Consider the following 5740-nt stretch of genomic DNA (forward strand, 5'->3'; position numbering starts at 1 on the left):
CGCGGTGTGCGCCCGATTTTTGAGAACTCAACAGCGTGCCGAAAGTCAATGCCGAAAGATGCATTATCCCCGTTCATGGGCTTCGGATGGTCTTCTGCTGGGATGCCTTGATGGTGTTTTGGTGGGGGTTGTTTGTTGTCTGTGGCGGATTCCTTTGAAATATTTTCTGGATTCAGTCAGTTTGATTGTTTCTGATTCAAGGGATCGGTTTTCGTTAGTCTGTTTTCCATGGCTCTTTGGGGTTGTGGTTGACATATGGATTTCAACGGAGAGTTTGATCCTGGCTCAGGACGAACGCTGGCGGCGTGCTTAACACATGCAAGTCGAGCGGTAAGGCCCCTTCGGGGGTACACGAGCGGCGAACGGGTGAGTAACACGTGAGCAACCTACCCTCAACTTTGGGATAAGCCTCGGAAACGGGGTCTAATACCGGATATGATCTCCTGCTTCATGGTGGGGGGTTGAAAGTTCTGGCGGTTGGGGATGGGCTCGCGGCCTATCAGCTTGTTGGTGGGGTAATGGCCTACCAAGGCGTCGACGGGTAGCCGGCCTGAGAGGGCGACCGGCCACACTGGGACTGAGACACGGCCCAGACTCCTACGGGAGGCAGCAGTGGGGAATATTGCGCAATGGACGAAAGTCTGACGCAGCAACGCCGCGTGAGGGATGACGGCCTTCGGGTTGTAAACCTCTTTCAGCAGGGACGAAGCGAGAGTGACGGTACCTGCAGAAGAAGGACCGGCCAACTACGTGCCAGCAGCCGCGGTAATACGTAGGGTCCGAGCGTTGTCCGGAATTATTGGGCGTAAAGGGCTCGTAGGCGGTTCGTCACGTCGGGAGTGAAAACTCGGAGCTTAACTCCGAGCCTGCTTCCGATACGGGCAGACTAGAGGTAGGCAGGGGAGAGCGGAACTCCTGGTGTAGCGGTGGAATGCGCAGATATCAGGAAGAACACCGGTGGCGAAGGCGGCTCTCTGGGCCTTACCTGACGCTGAGGAGCGAAAGCGTGGGTAGCGAACAGGATTAGATACCCTGGTAGTCCACGCCGTAAACGTTGGGCGCTAGGTGTGGGGGACATTCCACGTCCTCCGTGCCGCAGCTAACGCATTAAGCGCCCCGCCTGGGGAGTACGGCCGCAAGGCTAAAACTCAAAGGAATTGACGGGGGCCCGCACAAGCGGCGGAGCATGCGGATTAATTCGATGCAACGCGAAGAACCTTACCTGGGTTTGACATATAGGGAAATCTCGCAGAGATGCGGGGTCCGTAAGGGTCCTATACAGGTGGTGCATGGCTGTCGTCAGCTCGTGTCGTGAGATGTTGGGTTAAGTCCCGCAACGAGCGCAACCCTCGTCCTATGTTGCCAGCACGTTATGGTGGGGACTCATAGGAGACTGCCGGGGTCAACTCGGAGGAAGGTGGGGATGACGTCAAGTCATCATGCCCCTTATGTCCAGGGCTTCACGCATGCTACAATGGCCGGTACAAAGGGCTGCGAAGCTGTAAGGTGGAGCGAATCCCAAAAAGCCGGTCTCAGTTCGGATTGGGGTCTGCAACTCGACCCCATGAAGTCGGAGTCGCTAGTAATCGCAGATCAGCAACGCTGCGGTGAATACGTTCCCGGGCCTTGTACACACCGCCCGTCACGTCATGAAAGTCGGCAACACCCGAAGCCGGTGGCCTAACCCTTGTGGAGGGAGCCGTCGAAGGTGGGGCTGGCGATTAGGACGAAGTCGTAACAAGGTAGCCGTACCGGAAGGTGCGGCTGGATCACCTCCTTTCTAAGGAGCACTCGGCGCCGGCTCGTAGAGTCTGGTGCCTATTCATCACTGCCCGGGCGTTCGTCTCGGGGTGATGGTGCTTCGGACTGTGGAACATTGACCATTAGGCCTGGATCCTGATCGATCGAGCTAGTACTGCTGACACTCCTTGTGGGTGGAAGGCGTGGAACGTGAGTGAGGTGGGGTGAAGGGCTGAGGCGCGCTGTTGGGTCCTGAGAAATCGGGCCTGCTTCCCCTGGTGGGGGAGTTGGACTGGTTGTCTCTGGGTCACAGTCACACCGACTCGTGAGGGTGGGTGTGGTGGGTGGCTGGGGCCGGCTGTCACCAAACTGCTGGTGGGTTTCATCTGATGGGTGTGTTGTTTCCCTTGAGGGTGTTTCTCGCTTGTGGGTGGTGAGGATGGGTCGGTGACCTGCCCGTATTTTGAGAACTGTATAGTGGACGCGAGCATCTCTTTGTAGCGTAATTTTGTTTTGTTGTGTGACAAGCTACTAAGGGCAATCGGTGGATGTCTTGGTACCAAGAGCCGATGAAGGACGTTGGAGCCTGCGATAAGCCCCGGGGAGTTGGCAACCAAGCTGTGATCCGGGGGTGTCCGAATGGGGAAACCCAGCTGGCATTCTAAAGCCAGTTACCAGTGCCTGAACACATAGGGTTCTGGAGGGAACGCGGGGAAGTGAAACATCTCAGTACCCGCAGGAAGAGAAAACAACAGTGATTCCGTGAGTAGTGGCGAGCGAAAGCGGATGAGGCTAAACCATGTGCGTGTGATAGCCGGCGTGCGTTGCGTATGTGGGGTTGTGGGAGCATTCAGACATTAATGCCGTGGTGTCGGAGAGTTATAAATCATCGTTGAAGTCGAATCTTCTGGAATGTTGAGCCGTAGTGGGTTATGGCCCCGTAGGCGTAAGACGGTGACTCTCGAGTGTTTTCCCGAGTAGCACGGGACTCTTGAAATCTTGTGTGAATCTGGCGGGACCACCCGCTAAGCCTAAATACTTCTTGGTGACCGATAGCGGACTAGTACCGTGAGGGAAAGATGAAAAGTACCCCGGGAGGGGAGTGAAATAGTACCTGAAACCGGTTGCCTACAATCCGTCGGAGCATCTCCTTGTGGGGTGTGACGGCGTGCCTTTTGAAGAATGAGCCTGCGAGTTAGTGGTGTGTGGCGAGGTTAACCCGTGTGGGGTAGCCGTAGCGAAAGCGAGTCTGAATAGGGCGCTTTAGTCGCATGCTCTAGACCCGAAGCGGAGTGATCTATCCATGGGCAGGTTGAAGCGTGGGTAAGACCGCGTGGAGGACCGAACCCACCAGGGTTGAAAACCTGGGGGATGACCTGTGGATAGGGGTGAAAGGCCAATCAAACTCCGTGATAGCTGGTTCTCCCCGAAATGCATATAGGTGCAGCGTCGCGTGTTTCTTACCGGAGGTAGAGCACTGGATGGTCTAGGGGGCTTACCGGCTTACCGAAATCAGCCAAACTCCGAATGCCGGTAAGTGAGAGCGCGGCAGTGAGACTGCGGGGGATAAGCTCCGTAGTCGAGAGGGAAACAGCCCAGATCACCAGCTAAGGCCCCTAAGCGATTGCTAAGTGGAAAAGGATGTGGAGTTGCCCAGACAACCAGGAGGTTGGCTTAGAAGCAGCCACCCTTGAAAGAGTGCGTAATAGCTCACTGGTCAAGTGATTCCGCGCCGACAATGTAGCGGGGCTCAAGCAATCCGCCGAAGCTGTGGCATTCACACTCGTACCCGGTGGCGTCTTCGGATGTCATCCAGGTGTGTGGATGGGTAGGGGAGCGTCGTGCAGCGTGTGAAGCAGCCTAGTGATGGAGTTGTGGATGCTGCACGAGTGAGAATGCAGGCATGAGTAGCGAATGACGGGTGAGAAACCCGTCCGCCGGATGATCAAGGGTTCCAGGGTCAAGCTAATCTGCCCTGGGTAAGTCGGGACCTAAGGCGAGGCCGACAGGCGTAGTCGATGGACAACGGGTTGATATTCCCGTACCGGCATTAACACGACCCGACCGAACCCGCTGATGCTAAACCAGCAAGGCTGTGATGTCTTCGGACGGATCGGTGGCGTTGGTGACCCGAGGTGGTAGTAGGTGCATTGAGGAGTGACGCAGGAGGGTAGTCCAACCGCGGCGATGGTAGGCGTAAGCTGATCCGCGGGCAAGGTGGTAGGGCGAGGCATAGGCAAATCCGTGTCTCATTGAGCCTGAGAGCCGAGGCGGACCCGTTTAGGGGAAGTGGATGATCCCATGCTGCCGAGAAAAACTTCGCAGTGAGTGTTAGAGCCGCCCGTACCCCAAACCGACACAGGTGATCAGGTAGAGAATACCAAGGCGATCGAGTGAACCATGGTTAAGGAACTCGGCAAAATGCCCCCGTAACTTCGGGAGAAGGGGGGCCGGAACCGTTACCTCACTTGCTGGGGGAAGCGGTGATGGCCGCAGAGACCAGGCCCAAGCGACTGTTTACTAAAAACACAGGTCCGTGCGAAGAAGTAATTCGATGTATACGGACTGACGCCTGCCCGGTGCTGGAACGTTAAGGGGACAGGTTAGCTGGTTTCGGCCGGCGAAGCTTTGAACTTAAGCGCCAGTAAACGGCGGTGGTAACTATAACCATCCTAAGGTAGCGAAATTCCTTGTCGGGTAAGTTCCGACCTGCACGAATGGCGTAACGACTTGGGCGCTGTCTCAACCGTGGACTCGGCGAAATTGCATTACGAGTAAAGATGCTCGTTACGCGCAGCAGGACGGAAAGACCCCGGGACCTTTACTACAACTTGGTATTGGTGGTCGGTACAACTTGTGTAGGATAGGTGGGAGACTGTGAAGCTCGGACGCCAGTTCGGGTGGAGTCATCGTTGAAATACCACTCTGGTTGTTCTGGCTGTCTAACTTTGGTCCGTTATCCGGATCAGGGACAGTGCCTGGTGGGTAGTTTGACTGGGGCGGTCGCCTCCTAAAAGGTAACGGAGGCGCTCAAAGGTTCCCTCAGCCTGGTTGGCAATCAGGTGTCGAGTGTAAGTGCACAAGGGAGCTTGACTGTGAGACAGACATGTCGAGCAGGGACGAAAGTCGGAACTAGTGATCCGGCGGTGGCATGTGGGAGCACCGTCGCTCAACGGATAAAAGGTACCCCGGGGATAACAGGCTGATCTTCCCCAAGAGTCCATATCGACGGGATGGTTTGGCACCTCGATGTCGGCTCGTCGCATCCTGGGGCTGGAGTAGGTCCCAAGGGTTGGGCTGTTCGCCCATTAAAGCGGCACGCGAGCTGGGTTTAGAACGTCGTGAGACAGTTCGGTCCCTATCCGCTGCGCGCGCAGGAGACTTGAGAAGGGCTGCCCCTAGTACGAGAGGACCGGGGTGGACGAACCTCTGGTGTGCCAGTTGTTCCGCCAGGAGCACGGCTGGTTGGCTACGTTCGGGAGTGATAACCGCTGAAAGCATCTAAGCGGGAAGCACGCTTCAAGATGAGGTCTCCCACCGGGTTAACCGGGTAAGGCCCCCAGTAGACCACTGGGTTGATAGGCCAGAAGTGGAAGCACCGCAAGGTGTGTAGCTGACTGGTACTAATAGGCCGAGGGCTTGTCACACACCCACACTCCGTGTGGAACAAGACTTCAAGCTGCGCTCTATGTAACAGAGATACTCGCGTTCACTGTACGGTTCCCGGAATACGGTCAACCCCAGCCCGCCGACACCCCCAGCAACACCGGGGTGTGTGGCTTGAGCAGTGCGGTTGGTTTGATATTTCGATAGAGTTTCGGTGGCCATAGCGTCGGGGAAACACCCAGTCTCCATTCCGAACCTGGAAGTTAAGCCCGACAGCGCCGATGGTACTGCGACCGGGAGGTCGTGGGAGAGTAGGACGCCGCCGGACATTCACACTGTTAAGGGCCACCCCACAAAGGGGTGGCCCTTAACATATGTCCGGACAACTTCGGCA

3 rRNA genes are annotated in these 5740 nt (G+C 56.5%); all 3 read left to right on the plus strand.

The annotated features are described in order from the left end of the window. Positions 1 to 262 precede the first annotated feature (262 nt). Positions 263 to 1780 (plus strand): 16S ribosomal RNA (locus tag E0H75_RS42800). Between the two features lie 481 nt (positions 1781 to 2261). Beyond that, positions 2262 to 5387 (plus strand): 23S ribosomal RNA (locus tag E0H75_RS42805). 169 nt (positions 5388 to 5556) lie between these two features. After that, positions 5557 to 5674: ribosomal RNA gene (rrf, locus tag E0H75_RS42810) — 5S ribosomal RNA — on the plus strand. Together the 16S, 23S and 5S rRNA genes form the textbook arrangement of a ribosomal RNA operon. Positions 5675 to 5740: the final 66 nt, after the last annotated feature.

The sequence above is a fragment of the Kribbella capetownensis genome (assembly GCF_004331485.1).
Classification (GTDB): Bacteria; Actinomycetota; Actinomycetes; order Propionibacteriales; family Kribbellaceae; genus Kribbella; species Kribbella capetownensis.